The organism is Tenacibaculum aquaeponti, assembly GCF_052084715.1.
In the GTDB taxonomy this organism is placed as follows: Bacteria; Bacteroidota; Bacteroidia; order Flavobacteriales; family Flavobacteriaceae; genus Polaribacter.
Map to the genome: position 1 here is coordinate 3,778,196 of NZ_CP197288.1, position 19,393 is coordinate 3,797,588.

The window sequence follows — 19,393 nt, forward strand, 5'->3', positions numbered from 1 at the left end:
TTATAATTTCAGTAACTTGTCTGTAGCGTTTACATACAAATAACTGTATTTTTTAGCCCCGCCAAGATACGAAAAATCAGAACGTAATTCTCTATAGTAATTTAATTGATTATGAAGCACTTTAATTCCAGACTCACTAAGCTTTACAGGATTTAGTGAAGAAAAAAGTGTTTTTAATTCTTTTATTTTGTTAGAATATTGAACATCTCCAAAGCCATAAACTTTTTGATTAGTTAATAAAGAGCGTATTAAATCATTCTCGTTCTTTAAGTTTGAAGTGTTAACCGTATGTAAAATTGTATTCTCTATTTTGTTTAGTCCGTTTTCTAAAGAAGGAAAACGTCTTAGATGAGCATTTATAGCATCTGTTAAGTAGATAAATGGAGAAGAAGGATTGAATTTATGAACTGTTTCTAATCGTAAAGGACTATCGGAACAATACAATTGCCAAATGTAGTCGGCATATTCAATATCGTCTTGTGATAATGTTACTCTATTATTATATAATACTGTTAATTCATCTTTAGAAATTCCAGAAAAACCATATCTACTTTGAGATTGATCGCTAATATTAGTTTGGACTAAAGTAATTTTTCTGCCTTTTCTATATTTCTTAAGCCAACTAACTACTGCAACTAAATTAACTTGACAAAATAGATCATGATCGAACCATAATACAATTTCATCTTGATTTTGTTTGCAAAGATTTCTATATTCCTTTAAAGTAAAATCTATAAAAGTTTTTTTGGTTACTTTATAAGCAGAACTTAAAAAATCGTAACGAATTTTCCAAAAATCTTCACTACCTACATCTGTAGTAGTTTTTCCTTCACACAACATCTCTCTCCAAGTAATGATTTCACCCTCTATTTTTAAATTTTTTAAAATTTGAGTAGTAACATCACCGTTAGTTATATGTAAAAAAGTGCTCATTAATAGGGACTTAAAAAAATGCACTCCAATATTAATAAAAAAAATAATATTCTGAGAATATTATTTAGTTTTGGTTTAATTTTTAAGTATTTATTGTTTTTTTTGTTAAAAAAGTGATTTTTATTTAATTGATTAAAGGCGTTTTAATAAAAATGGTTAATACTTTTAAAAGTATTAACCACCAACTCTTTTAACATTAAAGCCTTTTTCTTTTAACAGTTCCATAATTTTATCACGATAATCACCTTGAATTATAATTTTGTCATCTTTAAAGCTACCACCAACAGAAAATTTAGTTTTAATTTCTTTAGCTAATTTTTTAAAGTCCTCAGTAGCTCCATTGTAACCATCTATAATTGTAATAGGCTTACCTTTACGTTTTTCATACTTGCAAAGTAAAGGTTCATCTTGTAACCAAACATCTGGTTTTTCTTCCTGTTTTGGTTCTTCGAATTTATGATCTGGAAAAAGATTTTTTAATTGATCTTGTAGGTCCATTACCTGTTATTTTATTAATCCTAATTCACGTAAACGTTCATTTAAGAATTCTCCAGCAGTAATATCTTCAAATTGTTTAGGGTTGTTTTCGTCGATACAGTTTTCTAAAACATTTAATTTCATTTCAGAAACAGGGTGCATAAAAAATGGAATAGAATATCTCGATGTTCCCCAAAGCTCTTTAGGTGGGTTAACTACTCTATGTATTGTAGATTTTAATTTGTTGTTACTATGTCTAGATAACATGTCTCCAACATTAATCATTAATTCATCGGGTTGTGCAATTGCATCAATCCATTCTCCATCATGGTTTTGAACTTGTAATCCTTTACCATGAGCTCCCATTAAAAGTGTAATTAAGTTAATATCGCCATGTGCAGCAGCTCTAACAGCTCCTTTTGGTTCTTCATGAATAGGAGGATAGTGAATAGGTCTTAAAATACTATTACCATTCAATATATAATTGTCGAAGTATTCTTCATCTAAGTTTAAAAACAAGGCTAAAGATCGTAAAACGTATTTAGCTGTTTTTTCTAACATTTTATAAGTTTGTTTTCCAATCTCATTAAATTCAGGTAATTCTTCAACAATTACATTTTTTGGGTACTCTTCTTCTAAAGCAGGATTGTTCTCTACATATTGCCCAAAGTGCCAAAACTCTTTTAAGTCTCCTTCTTTTTTACCTTTAGCACTTTCTTTACCAAAAGAAACGTAACCACGTTGTCCTCCAATACCAGGTATTTCATACTTCTGTTTTGTGTCGACAGGCAAATCAAAAAACTTTTTGATTTGTGCATATAAGTTGTCAACTAAAGCATCATCTAAAAAGTGACCTTTCAACGCAACAAAACCTATTGTTTCATATGCATTTCCAATTTCCTTTATAAATTTTTGTTTTCTACTTTCATCTTCAGATAAAAAGTCTCTTAGATCAACGCTAGGTATTCTGTCCATTGTTAATAAGTTTGTTTAATACTTTTTGTAAAGGTACTAAAATAGCGGGTACGCTTTAAAATTATTTATTAACAAAAGGGATTAAATAAGAAATTGTGTAATTAAAACCAAATCCAGTATTACTTTCAAATACTCTATTAAAACCTGGTGCGTATAAGGTTTTAAAGTTTTTTTGATCATCGATACTTAAACCAATTTTGTATGATCCATGAAAACCGACAAACAAGTTTTTGAAAGTTTCGACCTTTATACCGATTTGAAATTCGAACCAATGAGCTGTTAGTCCAGATTCACTTACTGGTGTTGTGATAGGTTGATTAGGAAATATTATTGGTGTATCTGTACTTCCAGTAGAAATATTAGGAGTAAATTCATTTAAAGTATGTTCAAATATAGCTAAGCCATATCTACCACCAACATATACTTCGTTATTCATATCTAACCAATTATTATAGGTGTTTAAGTTAGCGCCTAAACGAATATAATTTCCTTTTGAAGTAGAGGTTGTAAAATCTTCAAATGTAATTTCTTCTTCATGACCAATTTCAGCAGCAACATACCAATTTTTAGAAACTCTATAATCACCAACAATTTCAAAACCAGTATAGCTTTTATCAATAAAACTTAATCCAGGTTTACTTAAATCTATTCCTAAACGTAAACCGTATCCCGTTTTATAAACTACACTATCTTTTGGAGTTTCTTTTTTTGAAGCTTTTTGAGCTTGTAAGTTAACTGCAAATAAGAAAATGAATACCTTAATGGAAAATGTTAACGTGCGCATTCGCTTGATTTTTTATTGATTCTAATTCAGTTACAGATAAACGATCTATCCAACCAGTTGCTTCGAAGGTAACATTATTAAAAATTACTCTAAAACCACAAGATCTAGAAACATATTCATTTTCTGGAGTATATTTTACGGTTAAAGTGGCTGTTTCATCTCCAGTATTATCTACATTATTAGTTTCATTTCTTGTTAAAGTAAAAACAGTTTCTTCCGCTATTGTATTTAAAGGTATGGCTATAGAATCTGTTGCTATATCTGAAAATAAAGTAATTCCTCCAGTAGACATAGTAAAACGTTTTACTTCTTTAAATTCCGTTAAAGTAGTATTATCGTAAAAACGCAAAATAAGATTAGGGGTTACAGGGTTTTGCGTGCAAAAATCATCTTTCTCACACGATAAAAAACAAATTGCTGCTACAAATAAAATGATAGCATATTTTAGAAATCTCATAAACTATTATTTTTCAAATAAAACTACAGTTTCGATATGAGCTGTATGTGGAAATTGATCTACTAAACTTATTTTCTTAATAGTATAACCTGCTTCCTGTAATTGCTCTGTATCTCTTGCTTGAGTAGCTGGGTTACAAGATACATAAACCATTCTATCTGCGTTTAGATTTATGATTTTTTTAAGTGTTTTAGGAGCTATACCAGCACGAGCAGGATCTAAAATAATAGTCTTGATTTTATTTTTGAATTGAGGTTGTTCTAATAAAAACTTTCCTACATCGGCAGCATAGAATTCAACACCTTCAATATTATTTCGTTTGGCATTTTCTCTAGCATCTTCAATAGCAGAAGCGACAATATCAACACCAACAATTTTTGCATTTTCACTACGAGAAGCTAAAATCTGTCCGATAGTTCCTGTTCCACAGAATAAATCCATAACAATTGTATTATCAACAGCTTCTTTATTCTCTAAGGCATAATCTACTACTTTGTTATATAATTTTTCAGCAGACTTCGGATTTGTTTGAAAAAAACTTTTCATACTTATTTCAAAGTTCAATCCAAGTAATTCCTCTACGATTTTATCTTTACCATATACTAAATCAATACTTCCAGAAGTAGCAATTGTTCTATCTCCGGTTTCATCATTTATAGTATGTAATAAACCAGCTAAACGCTCACCAAACAATTCTTGTAAAAGCGCTATAAATTTTGGGAAACTAAATTTATCTAAATCTTTAGAAGTAGTAACAAGATTGCATAACAACTCGTTTGTTTTGTAAGATTTTCGTACTACAAAATATCTGAAAAAACCTTCTTTTTTTGGTCCATGCCAAGGTGCTAAACCTGTTTCTTCACAGAAAGTTCGTATTGTTTTTAAACTATTTTCAAAGTCAGCATCAAAAAGTCCGCTATCTTTATCTAGGTTTTCACCCATCCACCAAACACCACGTCTTTTAAAACCTAATGTAAATTCATCTACATCTGTTTTTTGTTCACGATCGTAACCAATAGCAGAAAAACTATATTCCATTTTATTTCTATAATGAAATACGTTTGGTGAACTCACAAATTCATCAAAGTAATCTTCGATATTTTCAATTTTTCCTATTTTTTTGAATAAAGACATGGTACTTGTGTATTTGTACTCGTGTTGTTTTTCTATAGGAAGTTGAATATAAGGTGCACCAGGAACTTCTTGATAATTTGAAGAAATTTCATCTTCAGAAGCTTTTAGAACATCAATTAATTTACATTCAGCATATTTCTTCTGAGATTTCGTAACCCTAGCTTTTACTGTTTGTCCAGGTAAAGTATTCGGAACAAAAACTACAAATTCTCCGTGTTCGTTACGAATACGTCCTATACCTTTTCCACCAAAGGCATAATCTTCAATAAGAATTTCAATAATCTCTCCTCTTTTAACAAACTTGTTACGTTCTCTTCTTGGCATCTTTATATTGATTTTAAAGATTGCAAAATTAGAAAATACTTATGGGTTTATTATCGAATTTAATATAAAAAGACCTCTTAAAAGTAATTTTAAAAGGTCTTCATTGTTTTTTATATTGTTTTTCTAATCTCGTGGAGTAGAAGTGATATCAATTGTGTTATCGCTTTTCACTATTACTACATAATCTTCACAAAAATTTACATCTATTTTTTTTACTAATTCAGTTCCGTTTTTTAAAACTACTGTATAAGTAATTTCTCCAGGAGCGTAACTTGTAGTTACTGAAGATTGGCCAGAAGCAATATTATTTATGTTTTCGGTATTTCCTCCTGATGTTTTTACTTGAACACTTACGTCATCTGTTCCTTGGTTAGTAACTCTTGCTGTAGGATTTTCGTTATCGCAGCTAGAACAACTCTGTAAAATTAACATTAAGGAGATAAAAAAAATAGGGGTAATTTTTTTTAATAAATTCATAGTTAACACCTTTTAATTGTTATTAATTGTTTTTTTTATGACACTTTATATTTTAATTAAGTCACCATAATTATTTCAATATAAAAAAAAAAAATGAACCTTTTGCAAAATTACACGTCATGTAAGTGAATACAACTTATGAAAAATAAAATTCTACATACAGATAAAGAGCTTGTTCAAATGTATTTAAAAGGAGATAAAAAAGCACTTATGATTTTGGTAAAAAAATGGCATCAACCTTTTTGTAAAATCGCTTTTTCATATGTGAATAGTTCAGTTGTAGCAAAAGATATAGCTCAAGAAAGTTGGGTGGTTATAATAAATAAGTTGAAGACTTTAGAGGATGCAAACAAGTTTAAGAGTTGGGCAATACAAATCGTAAAAAGGAAAGCTTTAGATTATTTAAGAAAAAAACAAAGACAAACGAAACATATCACATTTTATAAAGAAGATGTTGAAATAGAAGAAGAATTTCAAGAATCGATAAATGATAAGAAAGATAAATTAAGTAAAGCAATAAAAGAATTAACGATAGCACATCAGCAAGTGATACGTCTTTTTTACGTTGAAGAAAGATCATTAACTGAAATAAGTGAATTATTAAAAGTTTCGGTAGGTACTGTGAAATCTAGATTATTTCATGCAAGAGAAAAATTAAAGAATACAATAAAATAATACATTATGAAATTTACAGAAGATATTGATAAATTAATAAAAGAAACATTAACAGAAGAAGAAGCTGTTTTTTATCAAGAGCTAGAAGAGCAAACCATTTGGCAGATGGTATTTGGCTTATTTAAAGGGAAAAATAAATGGATTTTAGTAGCTATGAATATAGTTACATTAATCTTTTTCGGATTTTTTATATTCTGTCTTGTTCAATTTTTTGAAGCATCAGAAGTTAAAGAGTTAATAAAGTGGGCTACGGGAGCAGTAATTTTTTTACTTGGCGTAAGTATGTTGAAAGTATTTGCTTGGATGCAAATGGATAAAAATGCTTTATTAAGAGAAATAAAAAGATTAGAAGTGCAAATCTTATCATTAGCATCAAAAAGCTTGAAGTAAGATTTTATCAGCCGATGAATATTTATTAATTTGCGAACCTCTTAGGGGTGATTTCTCTCCCACGCTGCTTTTTCGAACTTCTTCGAAAGAATAAAGGTACAGTAGGAATGGTTATTTTATAAATTTTAAAAAATTAAAGAAATGGCTGTTTTAGAAAAATTAACGTCACAGCAAGCAATCGATTTAGAAAACAAGTATGGAGCTCATAATTACCATCCGTTACCAGTAGTTTTAAGTAAAGGTGAAGGAGTGTATGTTTGGGATGTAGAAGGAAAAAAATATTATGATTTCTTATCTGCTTATTCTGCCGTAAATCAAGGACATTGTCATCCGAAAATCGTAAATGCAATGGTTGAACAAGCTAAAACGTTAACATTAACGTCTAGAGCTTTTTACAACGATATGTTAGGACAGTATGAGAAATATGCTACAGAGTATTTTGGTTTTGACAAGTTGTTACCAATGAATACTGGAGCAGAAGCTGTTGAAACTGCATTAAAAATTTGTAGAAAATGGGCTTACGAAGTTAAAGGAATTGACGAGAATGAAGCCGAAATTATTGTATGTAAGAACAATTTCCACGGTAGAACTACAACAATTATTTCATTTTCAAACGATCCTGTTGCTCGTAAAAACTTTGGTCCATTTACAAATGGTTTCATCAAAATTGAATACGATAATTTACAAGCTTTAGAAGAAGCACTAGCAAATAATAAAAATGTAGCTGGGTTTATGGCTGAGCCAATTCAAGGTGAAGCTGGAGTTTATGTTCCTTCTGAAGGGTATTTAGCAGCAGCAAAAGCATTATGTGAAAAGTATAATGTGTTATTTATTGCAGATGAAGTACAAACAGGAATTGCTAGAACAGGGAAATTATTGGCTGTAGATCACGAAGAAGTAAAACCGAACATCTTAATCTTAGGAAAGGCATTAAGTGGAGGAGCTTATCCAGTATCTGCAGTATTAGCAAATGACGAAATTATGAATGTAATTCGTCCTGGAAACCACGGTTCTACTTTTGGAGGAAATCCTATCGCAGCAGCAGTTGCTATTGCAGCTTTAGATGTAGTTAAAGAAGAGAAACTAGCTGAAAATGCAGATCGATTAGGGAAAATCTTTAGAGAAGAAATTGGTAAATTAGTTAAAGAAACTGAATTAGTTACTTTAGTAAGAGGAAAAGGATTGTTAAATGCGATTGTAATTAACGATTCTGAAGAGAGTGAAACTGCGTGGAATATCTGTATGAGATTACGAGATAACGGATTGTTAGCAAAGCCAACTCACGGAAATATTATTCGTTTTGCACCACCATTAGTAATGAATGAAGAAGAGCTTAGAGATTGTATTTCTATTATTAAGAAAACAATTTTAGAGTTTGATAAATAACAAATAAAGTATAAAAAAGCCTCATTATATCATATTATGAGGCTTTTTTTAGCTTTTAAGTTGCCATTTCATAAATATTCAAATGTTTCTTCAGAACTCCTGAAGGAGTGTTTTTTGTTTCGTCAAAAATTCTAGTATCTCCAAATAAAATAAAACTATCTTTTGCTCTAGAAACAGAAACATTTAGCATATTCGGCTTATTATCTTTTTCAAAGAACATAGTACCTTCATCTTCGTTGGTGTATACAGAACTAAATAAAATAATACTTCTTTCTGCACCTTGTAATGCGTGCACTGTTCCTAGTTTAATATTACTAACTTTAAAACCAGCTTCAATTAAAGCTTTAGACAGTTCTCCTTTTTGACTTGCAAATGGAGTGATGATTCCTAAAACTTCTTCAATATGATCTACATTGTAAGCATCTTGTATTTTTTCTTTATTTTGTTGTAACCAAGTAATAATAGCTTTTACTTCCTGTATGTTTTGTCGGCTATTATATTTACGTTCACTTACGCCGTTAATGTGATAAGCCATCATCGAAGGAAAAGCTTGTTCTTCTCTAGCTTTACCTTTCATTGGTTTTAAAATACCACCATAAGCCAATTCGTTACAGAAATCAATAATTTCATCATTACACCTTCTGTGTTCTAAAAGAATTAAACCTTGTTCTTTGGTATTATTAATTGGTGTTTCATACTCACAAGAGTTTTGAGCCATTTTCATAATACATCCATTGGAAGCTAAAAAACCTGAATTTTCTAAAGAATACATGTCTTGTTCTTGCTGAATGATATTTAAGCTAGATAAATTTCCTTTATCAATTCTAGAAGGAATAGACCAAATAGGTTCAATTTGTTTTAAATCACCAACGACGAAAGCTTTTTTGGCTATCGCAAAAACAGGAATACTTACTTCAGGAGTAACTTGTCCGGCCTCATCAATAATTAATAAATCGATAAAATTATATAGCGGAAAATATTCAAAAATAGGTTTTCCATTTTCATTTTCTCCTTGATATTGGCTATATAAAAAGTGACTTGGCGCCATGTAAAAAGTTGCCACAAAACAAGGTGTTAACATTGCTCTACGTTTCCATTTTAACATAATGGCTTGTTCTCCTGTTCCTCTCTCAGTATCTTCTTCTAAAGCTTCTCTTGTGGCTAATAACCATCTCCCTTCCCAGTAATGTGTTGCTAATAAAAAAGCTTTGTGACGTAAAGAAACGTCTAGTTCATCATAGTAAAAACGAGGAGTTGTGTTTTTTGAATTTAATTTTTCAAATTCAGAAGCCCATAATTCTTCTTCCTTCAAAATAGGGAAGCTTTCAATGTTTATTTGCTTTCTCCAACTTTTCAATTTTAAATTGGTTTGAAGCGCGATATTTAAATGATTAATAAGCTCTTTTAAATATGTATTCGTTTTTTCTTTATCGTTAATTGTGATTTCATCTATTTTAAAAATCCAATTTTTATGTTCTGTAGGTTCTTCATTATTAACTTTAAAGTGTTCTTTTACTAAAGAAAGAAAATCAGCTTTTTTGTAACTAGCCTTTAAAGAACTTAAAGTTGTTCTCCAAGCAGTAAGTTTACCAATATTGAAGTTTTCTCGAGTAACATGATCTTCTTCATTTAGTAATGATTTATTAATGAAATTAATTGATTTTATATGATTTCTAGGAAAATCAACACTGTCAATCAATTGTTCTTCAATAATTAAAATTTCATCTTGAATATGATCAATGGCATCTTCTATAGAATTACTCTGTATATTAAAATAATTACAGTATTCGGTTAAGAAATTATATTCTGCATCTTCTAAATATTCTTCATTTTCAAGATTACATAAAGTTCCTTCATGTCCGAATAAATTACCTTTTAAGAAATTAATATCCCCCAAATACTTTTCATTTTTTCCGTTTGAAGGTAAATAAGTGGCATAACCTTTAAAGTTTGGGATCCATCTTTTAGATAATTCTGTCAAGCTACTTTCAGAATTAATAAAACTATCTATAATATTTGTAACAGCTTGATTGTTGTTTGAACAAGCTAAAACAATTGGAGGCTCTTCACCAATAATTGCACTTCTTACTACTTCTGTAGCTACTAAACTCTGCAATAAAGTTGTTTTTCCAGTTCCTGGAGGTCCATTAACTGCGGTAACAGAGCTTTTTTCTGCAGATAAATAGGATAATAAAGTTTTACGTTGACTTACAGATAAAGGGAAACTATCTGACATTTGACCTAAATGTAGGTGGTTGAAGTTTAAAAAATCTTCATCAGTAATGGCATCTCTTTTTACAACTTGTTCAGGAGTAATTATTTTAGATAGTAATGGTAACTCTTCATCATAATTTAATAAGTTCTCGTATAAAAATAATATACTTTTTGCTGTAGATATTTTAGAGCTTACAGAAAAGTAAGTTAACTTAAACTGTGTAGTGTATTTTTCAGCTCTATATTGGTATAAGTTTTTATAAGTAATAGCTTTAAAAACCTCATTAATATAGTCCCAGTATTCATTCCAAGGAACCACTTCATCTTCATATTCTGGCATTGGAGGTTCAATTTCTTTAGCATCTAATACTGTGTCGATAGAAGTGAAAATGAAATCATTTTTTACATCTGCCATTGGCGTCATGTAATTACGAACAATTAGCGGGAAAATATCTTTAGGAGCAGATAACTGTCCTAATCTATTTACAGTAGCATAAATCCAAAAAGGATGAATTAATTTTTGTTTGAATTTAGGGTTATCTGTTTGATATTCTAAATGGAAAGGAGCTATTAAAATTTTTGTTTGATCAATTTCGTGCCAATTACTACTATCTTTTTTTAAAATACCACGTAATCTATTAATTCTTCTTTCCTCTGCATCTATCAATTCAGTAGCTTGCTTGTTGTTTATAAAAGCATTACTTAAATCTGAATTGTTTTGATGATACAAATTTTTAATTTTAGCAATATCAACTGCTAAATTTTCACTATCTGTTAAGCTATTTTTGTAATAGTGTAACCAGTTTTTTTCGTTCATTATATAATCCCCGTAATCTTAAACTAAAGCTGGCGAAAATAGAATAATAATAAAATAGGAAGTTGCTTTTTGGAAGTTTTTTATTAACGAAAAGCAGACTTTTTATAAAGGCCTGCTTTTCGTATTGTTAAAAGTGATAGAGTAATCACTTTAAAGTTTTATTAAGTTTTTTAAGAGCTAGTTTTACTGCATTTGTTCTAATTGTTCCATTCGCTCTCTCATTAATTCAGGATCTTGTAAAGCATCCCAACCTACCATAGAAATTGCCCAAACAATCATTAAGATAAAAATGAAACTTAAAACAATTCCGATAATAGATAAAATAAATCCTGTATTTAAGTTTGAGTAATTTGTATAAACACTTGGGTTGGATAAATACAAATCTTTATCTTTTTTGTATAAAATTAAGGCTATAATTCCTAATAATATTCCAGGAACACCATAGCAACAACAAGTTAGTATAGAAAAAATACCAAGAACTAGTACGGCTGTAGCATTAGGCAGCTTTCTTTCTTCAAATTCGAACATATTTTAAAGTTTATTTAATTGAAAAATAGTTTATTCATTTTTATTAGATACGCTGCCATTAAAGTTAAAACATTAATGATAGCTACAATAAGCAATATTTTTGCTGAGATTTTCTTCTTACTGAAAAAATGAAAACCGATGGCTAAAATAAAAAAAATAGAAGTGTAAATAGCTGGAAATAAATTAAAGGCTTGTTTAAACTCACCTTTAGCAACTAAAACAGCCGACCTTTGAAAACCACAACCAGGGCAATCAATTCCAAACATTTTCTTGTTTAAACAAGGTAGCATGTAATCTTCAGCTTTTTTATTTTCTTTTGCTTCTTGCATTTTTATTTAATTCTCCAGGGCGGATTTAATCTATTGTCTCCACCGTAAAATAAGATGATTTTATTCCCACCTAAATCTTTTAACCTAGCTTCTCGCCAAAGCCAAGTTTGATCTACTGGGTCTTGATCAAAAACGATTCCTTTTTCTTTAAGAATTTTAACTTGAGTATCTAAATTCTCACATTCAAAATAGACATAAATTCCATCTCCAACAGGTAATTCTTCAACCAAATGAATTGAAAAAGTAGCATTTCCATCTGGGCATTCAAACCTAGCATAATGTGGAAGAGCTTTAACAATTAGTTTTAAACCTAATTGCTCGTAAAAAGGAATTGATTTAGTTAAGTCTAAAGAAGGAACAGTAATTTGATTTAAATTCATTTTTGTAGTTATTTGAACATATCCATACCTGGAATATTTGGCATTCCGCTTTTAGCAGCGATAGCCATTTCTTGTTCATTTATTTCTCCTGCTCTTTTTAGTGCTTTATTTAAAGTTAACACTAAATAGTCTTCTAATTCTTCAGCATCTTGTAATAAAGTATCATCAACACTAATTGCTCTAATTTCTCTGTTAGCAGTAACAGTAACTTTAATTTTCCCGTCAGCACCGTTTTCATCAATTAATACAGTGTTTAAACGCTGTTTTGTTTCTTCAACTTTTTGTTGTGCTTGTTTAAGCTTATCCATCATTCCAGATAAATCTCCGAACATAAGTTATATGATTTTAAATAATGTTTCATTGCAAAATTACTACTTTACACTACTAAAAATTAATGAAACCCAAAAAATCTTATATTAAGTATTGCTATAAATGTTACTTTTGCGTTCTGCAAAAAAGAAAAGATGGAGAATAATATAAAACCACCTGTAGCTGATAAAAGTCCAGAAAAGTTAGAGAAACATGGTGATGTAAGAATAGATAATTATTTCTGGATGCGTTTAACAGATGAACAGAAGAACGCAGAAAAAAAAGACGAACAAACTCAAAAAGTTTACGATTATTTAGAAGCTGAAAATACCTATTTTGATAAGGTAATGGGGCATACGAATAACTTTCAGGAATCTTTATTTGAAGAAATGAAAGGAAGAATTAAAGAAGATGATGAATCTGTGCCTTATAAAAAGAATGGGTATTTCTATATTACTAGATATGAAAAAGGGCAACAATACCCTATTTATTCTCGAAAGAAAGGTAGTTTAGAAGTAGAAGAAGAGATAATGTTTGATGTTAATAAAGAAGCGGAAGGACATGATTATTTTCAATTAGGCGGATTAAATGTATCTTCAGATAATAAGTTGGTAGCCTATGCAACGGATACAGTTAGTAGACGCCAGTATTTTATTAAAGTAAAGAATCTTGAAACAGGTGAAGTTTACAGTGATAAAATAGAAAATACAACAGGAGGAAGTGTTTGGGCCAATGATAATAAAACATTATTCTACACAAAGAAAGATCCTGTAACATTACGAAGTTCTAAAATTTATAAACATATTTTAGGAACAGATACTTCTGAAGATGTTTTGGTTTTTGAAGAAAAAGATGAAACTTTTGGGGTCTTTGTAACCAAAACAAAGTCGAGAAAATATTTAGTCATAGGTTCTTACAGTACAGTTTCTAGTGAGTACCAAGTTTTAGAAGCTGATAATCCAAATGGTGAGTTTCGTTTAATTCAACCACGTGAGCGTGATTTAGAATATGATATTGCTCATTATGAAGATCATTTCTATATCAAGACAAATATTGATGGAGCAACTAATTTTAAAGTTATGAAAACTCCTGAAAATAATACTGCTAAAGAAAATTGGGTAGATGTAATTCCGCATAGAAAAGATACGTTTTTAGAAGATTTTTCAATATTTAAAGACTATTTAGTTCTAGAAGAAAGAAATAACGGATTATTTAAAATTAGAATAAAACGTTGGGATGGAGCAGAGGATTACTATTTACCTTTTGAAGAAGAAACATATTCTGCCGGAGTATATTCAAATCCCGAATTTGATACAGATATAATTCGTTATTCGTATAACTCAATGACGACTCCAAGTTCTGTGATTGACTTCAATATGAAAGATCAATCTAAAGAAATCAAAAAAGAACAAGAAGTATTAGGAGGAAAGTTTGATAAAAATAATTACGAAAGTAAACGTTTATGGGTAACAGCCAGAGATGGTAAAAAAGTTGCACTTTCTATTGTTTATAGAAAAGATACAAAGATTGATGAAAATACACCTGTATTGCAATATGCTTATGGTTCTTATGGATATACGGTTTCTGACGGATTTTCAACGACACGTTTAAGTCTGTTAGATCGTGGTTTTATTTTCGCTTTAGCACATATTAGAGGAAGCCAATATTTAGGAAGGGAATGGTACGATGATGGAAAAATGTTGAATAAAAAGAATACATTTAACGATTTTGTCGATTGTTCTAAATATTTAATTGATAACGGTTATACTTCTTCAAAGCATTTGTATGCTATGGGAGGTTCTGCAGGAGGTTTGTTAATGGGAGCTGTAGTAAATACAAATTCTGAATTATATAATGGAGTTATAGCAGCAGTACCTTTTGTTGATGTTATTTCTACTATGTTAGATGATAGTATTCCGTTAACGACTGGAGAATATGACGAATGGGGAAATCCAAACGACAAGCAATATTATGATTACATTAAATCATATTCACCTTATGATCAAGTAGAATCGAAATCATATCCAAATATGTTAGTCACTACAGGATTACATGATAGTCAGGTACAGTATTGGGAACCAGCTAAATGGGTGGCTAAATTACGTGAAGTAAAGACAGATAGTAATTTATTGTTTTTACATACAAACATGGAAGCTGGTCATGGAGGTGCTTCTGGAAGGTTCGATTCATTAAAAGAAACCGCCAGAGAGTATACTTTCTTATTAGCTTTAGAAGACAAGTTAGAAAAATAATTATATTTTTGCCCTCGATTGAGTAAATGTAAACGTTATTGTAAAAAACAAACATCTCAATTATAAATAGATGATTCAATTATTACAATAACGTTTCTTTATATATAGAATGAATAGGAATAAAACAATAGTAAATTCGGTTTTAGATTTAGTAGGAGAAACTCCAATAGTTAAATTACATAGTGTTACTAAAGATTTACAAGGAGATTTTTTTGCGAAATTAGAATCTTTTAATCCAGGACAATCAGCAAAAGATAGAATTGCACTTCATATTATAGAAAATGCTGAGAAGAAGGGGATTTTAACTCCAGGTGATACTATTGTAGAAACTACTTCAGGAAATACAGGATTTAGTTTAGCTATGATTAGTTTAGTAAAAGGCTATCGTTGTATTTTGGCTGTAAGCGATAAATCTTCAAAAAATAAGATTGATGTTTTAAAAACAATGGGAGCAGAGGTTCATATTTGTCCAGCTAATGTTGCGGCAGATGATCCTAGATCTTATTATGAAACAGCAAAACGAATCCATAAAGAAACTCCAAATTCAATTTATATCAATCAATATTTTAATGAGTTAAATATTGAAGCTCATTATGCGACAACTGGACCAGAAATTTGGAAACAAACAGAAGGTAAGATTACTCATTTAGTTGCTGCTAGTGGAACTGGAGGAACTATTTCTGGAACAGGAAGGTTTTTGAAGGAACAAAATCCTGATATAAAAATTTTAGGTGTAGATGCTGTTGGTTCAGCAATTAAAAAATTTCACGAAACAAAAGAATTTGATCCAAAGGAAATTTCACCATACAAAATAGAAGGCTTAGGTAAGAATTTAATTCCTACTTCAACAGATTTTGATATTATTGATATTTACGAAAAGGTAACAGATGAAGATGCCGCTTTAGCAGCAAGAGAATTAGTTCGTTCAGAAGGTTTATTATGCGGTTATACTTCTGGAGCAGTAATTCAAGCAACGCAACAATACGCCGAAAAAGGAATGTTTAAATCGGATAGTTTTGTAGTTGTTATTCTTCCAGATCACGGAATTCGTTATATGGATAAAATTTATTCAGATGAATGGATGAAAGCTCAAGGTTTTTCTATTACTCGTAAAGTAAATATTTAGCTCTTACTTTTTTAAATTCATCCAAATCTTTTTGCCAGGTTGTTCTGATTTCTTCTTCAGATAAGCCATTCTCTATTTGTTCTTGTAATAGTTTAGTTCCAGCTAATTTAGTAAAGAATGAAGTGAAAAACGCTTTTTCTTTTGAATGCTCTTTATGAGCATTGTAAAACTCAATTAACCATTTTAAACTCAGTTGCTCTAATTTTTTTTCTGAAGACAAATCGTAACCAAAACATTTCTTGTTTTCGTGTTTTGGATATTTCGCACCTTCATTTGGTTTAGGAATAAAACTATATTTATGGTTTTCTAAATGGTGAAATGGACTACCTACAACTTGGAATTGCTTCGAAGTTCCTCTACCTACAGAAACATTTGTTCCTTCAAAAAAACACAAACTAGGATATAAATTAATAGAAGTGTCGTTTGGTAAATTGGGAGAAGGTTTTACAGGTAAGCTATAACTAGATTGATGAGTGTAGTTTTTATTAGGTATTACTGTTAAATCACATTGAATTCCATTTTTTAACCATTTTTCTCCGTTAATCATTTTACCATATTCACCAATTGTCATCCCGTAAACAACAGGAACTTTATGTAAACCAATAAAACTTTTGTGTTTAGGTTCTAAAATAGGGCCACCTATATAATGAGCATTCGGATTTGGACGATCTAAAACAAATAAAGGAATATTATTTTCAGCACATGCTTCCATTACATAATGTAAGGTAGAAATGTAAGTGTAAAAACGTGCTCCTACATCTTGAATATCAAAAATCATAAGATCTATGTCTTCTAATTGTTTTTTTGAAGGTTTTTTGTTTTTTCCATACAAAGAAATAATTGGTAATCCTGTTTTGGTATCAATACCATCTTTTACTTTTTCTCCTGCATCTGCTTTTCCTCTGAATCCGTGCTCAGGAGCAAATACTTTTTTTACATTAATTTTTGTTGAATTATGCAAGTAATCAACTAAGTGAATTTGAGTAATGTCTGGATTGAATTTAGAAACTTTATTGATTATCGAAGTTTGATTAGCTACAATTCCAATATTTTTATTTAAAATTTTAGGAATGTAAATTCCAGTCTGATCTGCTGCTGTAAGAATTAGCGTGTTTTTTTTCTCAATAACAATTTCTTTTTCCTTTTTTTCTTGAACAGATATGTGAGAAGTTTGTTTACAAGAACTAAGAGAAAAAATCGTAGTTAAAAACAAGAATAAATATGTACTTTTGATTGTATTAAAAAACATTTCTTTGAATTACGAATTATTTATTGCAAAACGAATAATTGCTGGTAAAGAGCATAAAAATAGTGTATCATCTCCAATAATAAAAATAGCAATTGTTGCTATTAGTTTAGGAATTGCGATTATGTCTATTTCAGTATCTGTAAGTTTAGGTTTTAAAAATAAAATTCGTGAGAAAATAGCTGGGTTTAAAGGCCACGTTCAGATTACAAATTATGACAATAATTATTCTGATGTTTCTACGGTACCTTTAAGTTTAAACCAAGATTTTTACCCAAATTTCACTTCTGTTTCTGGAATAAAAAAAGTTCAACCTTACATTAATAAAGCAGGTTTAATTAGAACAAAGAATAACTTTCAAGGAATTGTATTTAAAGGAGTAAATAAAGATTATGATTTTTCTTTTTTCGAAGAGTTTTTAGTTAGTGGACGATTACCAAATTATGATCAACCACGTAATCGAGAAATATTAATATCAAAATCCGTCGTAGATCAGTTAGAACTGAAATTAAATGATACCATAAATATTGGATTTCAAGTAGAATCTTCTACAGGTTTCAAATCAAGAAAACCAATAATTGTTGGGATTTATAAAACTGGTTTTGCTGAATTTGATAACTCTATAATAGTAGGAGATTTAAAAGAAGTTCAACGAATAAATAAATGGGAAGATGATGAAGTTGGAGGTTTTGAAGTGTTAATCGATGATTTTGATGATTTGAAAGAAAAAGGAGAGGAGATAAACATGAATATTAGTCCAACTTTACAGGCAAATACCTTGTTGCAAACATTTTGGCAACTTTTTGATTGGTTGAAGTTGTTCGATAATAATGTGTGGTTTATTCTTGGAATTATGATTTTAGTTGCTGGAATTAATATGATAACTGCTTTATTAGTTCTAATCCTTGAGCGTGTTCAAATGATTGGAATATTAAAGTCGCTTGGTAGTAAAAACACAGAAATAAGGAAGATTTTTTTATACAATGCCTCTTATTTAATTTTAAAAGGATTGCTTTGGGGTAATTTAATTTCTTTTGTTCTATTGTTTATTCAAAAATATTTTAGAATAATAAGTTTAAATCCACAAACTTATAATGTGTCTACAGTTCCTGTAGAATTTAACTTTTTCTATCTCTTTTTATTGAATATAGGTACTTTGTTTTTGTGTTTATTAATGTTATTGGTACCTTCAATGATAATTTCTAAAATACAACCTTCAAAAGCAATTAAATTTGATTAAATATTTTAATTCTTAATTTTAATTATTACAATATATTTTGGATTTTGCATGATAATTACTTATTTTAGATTTTAAATTGATGAGAAGAAAGATAAAATTTAGGTTAAGTCGACCTTAAATCTAGCTATAGTCTTTATTATTAGTTGTTAAGTTAATTCGTTTTAACGGATGTTAAAATCTTTTATATATTTTGTAAAAGACAAAAATCTTAGGTGTCTATAAATTTCTAAGTCTAACTATTAAAATTAAATAATGAAAAAAGTAAATTTTGAAGTAAAAAGAGTGCTTAAAAAAGATGAGTTAAAATCTATTACTGGAGGTTTAGTACCTCAGTTCTTTGCCGGAGGTAATTGTTCAGCTATATGTGGAGATGGTACCAAAGTATCTTGTAGTGGAGGTGGATGTTCTGCCGTAGATACAATAGGGTCAGCTAAAGGATTTTGTGAAGCAAGTTCTAATGGTAAAAAAGTTAAAAAAACCTGTAAATCTTAAAGGATTTGCTAGAAAGGAGGTTTTTTCACTCTCCTTTCTAGCATTTAATATATACTATAAATATAACAGTTATATATAGATTTCTTAATTCTACTATTAAAATTACAAACAATGAAAAAACTAAATTTTGAATTAAAAAAAGTAAGGGAAAAGAGTGAACTTAAAAATATTTTGAAAGGATTAATTTCTAAACAGTTTGAATATGGAAAATTATCCTGTTAAATGTAGAGATGGGCGAAATATACTTAAGATAATAAATGTATTTACTCTAGATTGAGAGGTGCTTGAAAGACTTTTGTGAGGCATGTTCTAACGGATTAATACTAAAAAATTTTGTAATTAAATATTAAAATAAAAATGGAGAACTTTTACTATCCATTGTATTAATAAAATAGATCAAACATGAATAAAATTAGAAAAAGATTTTATTTGTTATACATTATATTTT

At 29.5% G+C, this 19,393-nt stretch carries 20 protein-coding genes; 7 read left to right on the top strand and 13 right to left on the bottom strand.

The annotated features are described in order from the left end of the window. The 7 genes from ACSIGC_RS17215 to ACSIGC_RS17245 all read right to left on the bottom strand — a co-directional run bounded on the left by ACSIGC_RS17215 (position 1) and on the right by ACSIGC_RS17245 (position 5,561). Complete coding sequence (locus ACSIGC_RS17215; RefSeq protein WP_442266005.1) at positions 1-933, bottom strand: DUF1835 domain-containing protein; 933 nt, start codon at positions 931-933, stop codon at positions 1-3. A gap of 174 nt (positions 934-1,107) precedes the next feature. Then, entirely contained in the window at positions 1,108-1,431 is a 324-nt protein-coding gene (locus ACSIGC_RS17220; protein ID WP_442266006.1) for a translation initiation factor, read from the bottom strand. A gap of 6 nt (positions 1,432-1,437) precedes the next feature. Continuing rightward, a complete protein-coding gene (locus ACSIGC_RS17225) occupies positions 1,438-2,385 on the bottom strand; it encodes an isopenicillin N synthase family dioxygenase (RefSeq protein WP_442266007.1) in 948 nt (315 codons plus the stop codon). Positions 2,386-2,446: 61 nt separating this feature from the next. Continuing rightward, a complete protein-coding gene (locus ACSIGC_RS17230) occupies positions 2,447-3,169 on the bottom strand; it encodes a DUF6048 family protein (protein WP_442266008.1) in 723 nt (240 codons plus the stop codon). Beyond that, positions 3,144-3,626, bottom strand: coding sequence for a DUF6452 family protein (locus tag ACSIGC_RS17235; protein ID WP_442266009.1), 483 nt, complete (start codon positions 3,624-3,626; stop codon positions 3,144-3,146). The genes ACSIGC_RS17230 and ACSIGC_RS17235 overlap by 26 nt, the downstream gene beginning before the upstream one ends. A gap of 6 nt (positions 3,627-3,632) precedes the next feature. After that, positions 3,633-5,084, bottom strand: a complete 1,452-nt coding sequence (gene rlmD / locus ACSIGC_RS17240; RefSeq protein WP_442266010.1) for a 23S rRNA (uracil(1939)-C(5))-methyltransferase RlmD — start codon at positions 5,082-5,084, stop codon at positions 3,633-3,635. A 123-nt stretch (positions 5,085-5,207) separates the two neighbouring features. Next, the gene (locus ACSIGC_RS17245; protein ID WP_442266011.1) at positions 5,208-5,561 is read right to left on the bottom strand and encodes a hypothetical protein; all 354 of its coding nucleotides are present in this window, start codon (positions 5,559-5,561) and stop codon (positions 5,208-5,210) included. 138 nt (positions 5,562-5,699) lie between these two features. Between ACSIGC_RS17245 and ACSIGC_RS17250 the strand changes: the two genes are divergently transcribed. The 3 genes from ACSIGC_RS17250 to rocD all read left to right on the top strand — a co-directional run bounded on the left by ACSIGC_RS17250 (position 5,700) and on the right by rocD (position 8,012). Then, positions 5,700-6,236, top strand: coding sequence for an RNA polymerase sigma factor (locus tag ACSIGC_RS17250; RefSeq protein WP_442266012.1), 537 nt, complete (start codon positions 5,700-5,702; stop codon positions 6,234-6,236). A gap of 6 nt (positions 6,237-6,242) precedes the next feature. Beyond that, positions 6,243-6,626 (top strand): DUF6768 family protein, encoded by a 384-nt coding sequence (locus tag ACSIGC_RS17255; protein ID WP_442266013.1) that lies wholly within the window; start codon positions 6,243-6,245, stop codon positions 6,624-6,626. Between the two features lie 141 nt (positions 6,627-6,767). Beyond that, positions 6,768-8,012, top strand: a complete 1,245-nt coding sequence (gene rocD, locus ACSIGC_RS17260; RefSeq protein WP_442266014.1) for an ornithine--oxo-acid transaminase — start codon at positions 6,768-6,770, stop codon at positions 8,010-8,012. A 55-nt stretch (positions 8,013-8,067) separates the two neighbouring features. Here rocD and ACSIGC_RS17265 read toward each other — a convergent pair whose 3' ends face one another. The 5 genes from ACSIGC_RS17265 to ACSIGC_RS17285 form a co-directional block, all read right to left on the bottom strand. Beyond that, positions 8,068-11,043, bottom strand: coding sequence for an AAA domain-containing protein (locus ACSIGC_RS17265; protein WP_442266015.1), 2,976 nt, complete (start codon positions 11,041-11,043; stop codon positions 8,068-8,070). A 183-nt stretch (positions 11,044-11,226) separates the two neighbouring features. Beyond that, positions 11,227-11,571, bottom strand: a complete 345-nt coding sequence (locus tag ACSIGC_RS17270) for a CCC motif membrane protein (protein WP_442266016.1) — start codon at positions 11,569-11,571, stop codon at positions 11,227-11,229. 14 nt (positions 11,572-11,585) lie between these two features. After that, entirely contained in the window at positions 11,586-11,900 is a 315-nt protein-coding gene (locus tag ACSIGC_RS17275) for a DUF2752 domain-containing protein (RefSeq protein WP_442266017.1), read from the bottom strand. A gap of 2 nt (positions 11,901-11,902) precedes the next feature. Further along, positions 11,903-12,280: a VOC family protein gene (locus ACSIGC_RS17280; RefSeq protein ID WP_442266018.1), complete on the bottom strand. Its 378-nt coding sequence runs from the start codon at positions 12,278-12,280 to the stop codon at positions 11,903-11,905. 8 nt (positions 12,281-12,288) lie between these two features. Continuing rightward, positions 12,289-12,612, bottom strand: a complete 324-nt coding sequence (locus ACSIGC_RS17285) for a YbaB/EbfC family nucleoid-associated protein (protein WP_299679685.1) — start codon at positions 12,610-12,612, stop codon at positions 12,289-12,291. A gap of 132 nt (positions 12,613-12,744) precedes the next feature. On the opposite strand from ACSIGC_RS17285, the gene ACSIGC_RS17290 reads away from it, so the two are divergent. Further along, positions 12,745-14,841 (top strand): S9 family peptidase, encoded by a 2,097-nt coding sequence (locus tag ACSIGC_RS17290; RefSeq protein WP_442266019.1) that lies wholly within the window; start codon positions 12,745-12,747, stop codon positions 14,839-14,841. Between the two features lie 109 nt (positions 14,842-14,950). Next, positions 14,951-15,967, top strand: a complete 1,017-nt coding sequence (locus ACSIGC_RS17295; protein ID WP_442266020.1) for a PLP-dependent cysteine synthase family protein — start codon at positions 14,951-14,953, stop codon at positions 15,965-15,967. Here the strand turns inward: ACSIGC_RS17295 and ACSIGC_RS17300 are convergent. Continuing rightward, the gene (locus ACSIGC_RS17300) at positions 15,945-17,216 is read right to left on the bottom strand and encodes an exo-beta-N-acetylmuramidase NamZ family protein (RefSeq protein ID WP_442266021.1); all 1,272 of its coding nucleotides are present in this window, start codon (positions 17,214-17,216) and stop codon (positions 15,945-15,947) included. The genes ACSIGC_RS17295 and ACSIGC_RS17300 overlap by 23 nt on opposite strands. Before the next feature lie 4 nt (positions 17,217-17,220). On the opposite strand from ACSIGC_RS17300, the gene ACSIGC_RS17305 reads away from it, so the two are divergent. Continuing rightward, complete coding sequence (locus tag ACSIGC_RS17305) at positions 17,221-18,453, top strand: ABC transporter permease (RefSeq protein ID WP_442266022.1); 1,233 nt, start codon at positions 17,221-17,223, stop codon at positions 18,451-18,453. Between the two features lie 252 nt (positions 18,454-18,705). Next, positions 18,706-18,945, top strand: a complete 240-nt coding sequence (locus ACSIGC_RS17310; protein WP_442266023.1) for a hypothetical protein — start codon at positions 18,706-18,708, stop codon at positions 18,943-18,945. The last annotated feature ends 448 nt before the right edge of the window (positions 18,946-19,393 follow it).

What these genes read in the sequence shown, in the direction of transcription:
- ACSIGC_RS17270 (WP_442266016.1), bottom strand. Translation starts at nt 11,571, where the DNA reads ATGTTCGAATTTGAAGAAAGAAAGCTGCCTAATGCTACAGCCGTACTA.
- ACSIGC_RS17215 (WP_442266005.1), bottom strand. Translation starts at nt 933, where the DNA reads ATGAGCACTTTTTTACATATAACTAACGGTGATGTTACTACTCAAATT.
- ACSIGC_RS17280 (WP_442266018.1), bottom strand. Translation starts at nt 12,280, where the DNA reads ATGAATTTAAATCAAATTACTGTTCCTTCTTTAGACTTAACTAAATCA.
- ACSIGC_RS17275 (WP_442266017.1), bottom strand. Translation starts at nt 11,900, where the DNA reads ATGCAAGAAGCAAAAGAAAATAAAAAAGCTGAAGATTACATGCTACCT.
- ACSIGC_RS17255 (WP_442266013.1), top strand. Translation starts at nt 6,243, where the DNA reads ATGAAATTTACAGAAGATATTGATAAATTAATAAAAGAAACATTAACA.
- ACSIGC_RS17310 (WP_442266023.1), top strand. Translation starts at nt 18,706, where the DNA reads ATGAAAAAAGTAAATTTTGAAGTAAAAAGAGTGCTTAAAAAAGATGAG.
- ACSIGC_RS17250 (WP_442266012.1), top strand. Translation starts at nt 5,700, where the DNA reads ATGAAAAATAAAATTCTACATACAGATAAAGAGCTTGTTCAAATGTAT.
- ACSIGC_RS17295 (WP_442266020.1), top strand. Translation starts at nt 14,951, where the DNA reads ATGAATAGGAATAAAACAATAGTAAATTCGGTTTTAGATTTAGTAGGA.
- rocD (WP_442266014.1), top strand. Translation starts at nt 6,768, where the DNA reads ATGGCTGTTTTAGAAAAATTAACGTCACAGCAAGCAATCGATTTAGAA.
- ACSIGC_RS17245 (WP_442266011.1), bottom strand. Translation starts at nt 5,561, where the DNA reads ATGAATTTATTAAAAAAAATTACCCCTATTTTTTTTATCTCCTTAATG.
- ACSIGC_RS17285 (WP_299679685.1), bottom strand. Translation starts at nt 12,612, where the DNA reads ATGTTCGGAGATTTATCTGGAATGATGGATAAGCTTAAACAAGCACAA.
- rlmD (WP_442266010.1), bottom strand. Translation starts at nt 5,084, where the DNA reads ATGCCAAGAAGAGAACGTAACAAGTTTGTTAAAAGAGGAGAGATTATT.
- ACSIGC_RS17230 (WP_442266008.1), bottom strand. Translation starts at nt 3,169, where the DNA reads ATGCGCACGTTAACATTTTCCATTAAGGTATTCATTTTCTTATTTGCA.
- ACSIGC_RS17265 (WP_442266015.1), bottom strand. Translation starts at nt 11,043, where the DNA reads ATGAACGAAAAAAACTGGTTACACTATTACAAAAATAGCTTAACAGAT.
- ACSIGC_RS17225 (WP_442266007.1), bottom strand. Translation starts at nt 2,385, where the DNA reads ATGGACAGAATACCTAGCGTTGATCTAAGAGACTTTTTATCTGAAGAT.
- ACSIGC_RS17220 (WP_442266006.1), bottom strand. Translation starts at nt 1,431, where the DNA reads ATGGACCTACAAGATCAATTAAAAAATCTTTTTCCAGATCATAAATTC.
- ACSIGC_RS17290 (WP_442266019.1), top strand. Translation starts at nt 12,745, where the DNA reads ATGGAGAATAATATAAAACCACCTGTAGCTGATAAAAGTCCAGAAAAG.
- ACSIGC_RS17300 (WP_442266021.1), bottom strand. Translation starts at nt 17,216, where the DNA reads ATGTTTTTTAATACAATCAAAAGTACATATTTATTCTTGTTTTTAACT.
- ACSIGC_RS17235 (WP_442266009.1), bottom strand. Translation starts at nt 3,626, where the DNA reads ATGAGATTTCTAAAATATGCTATCATTTTATTTGTAGCAGCAATTTGT.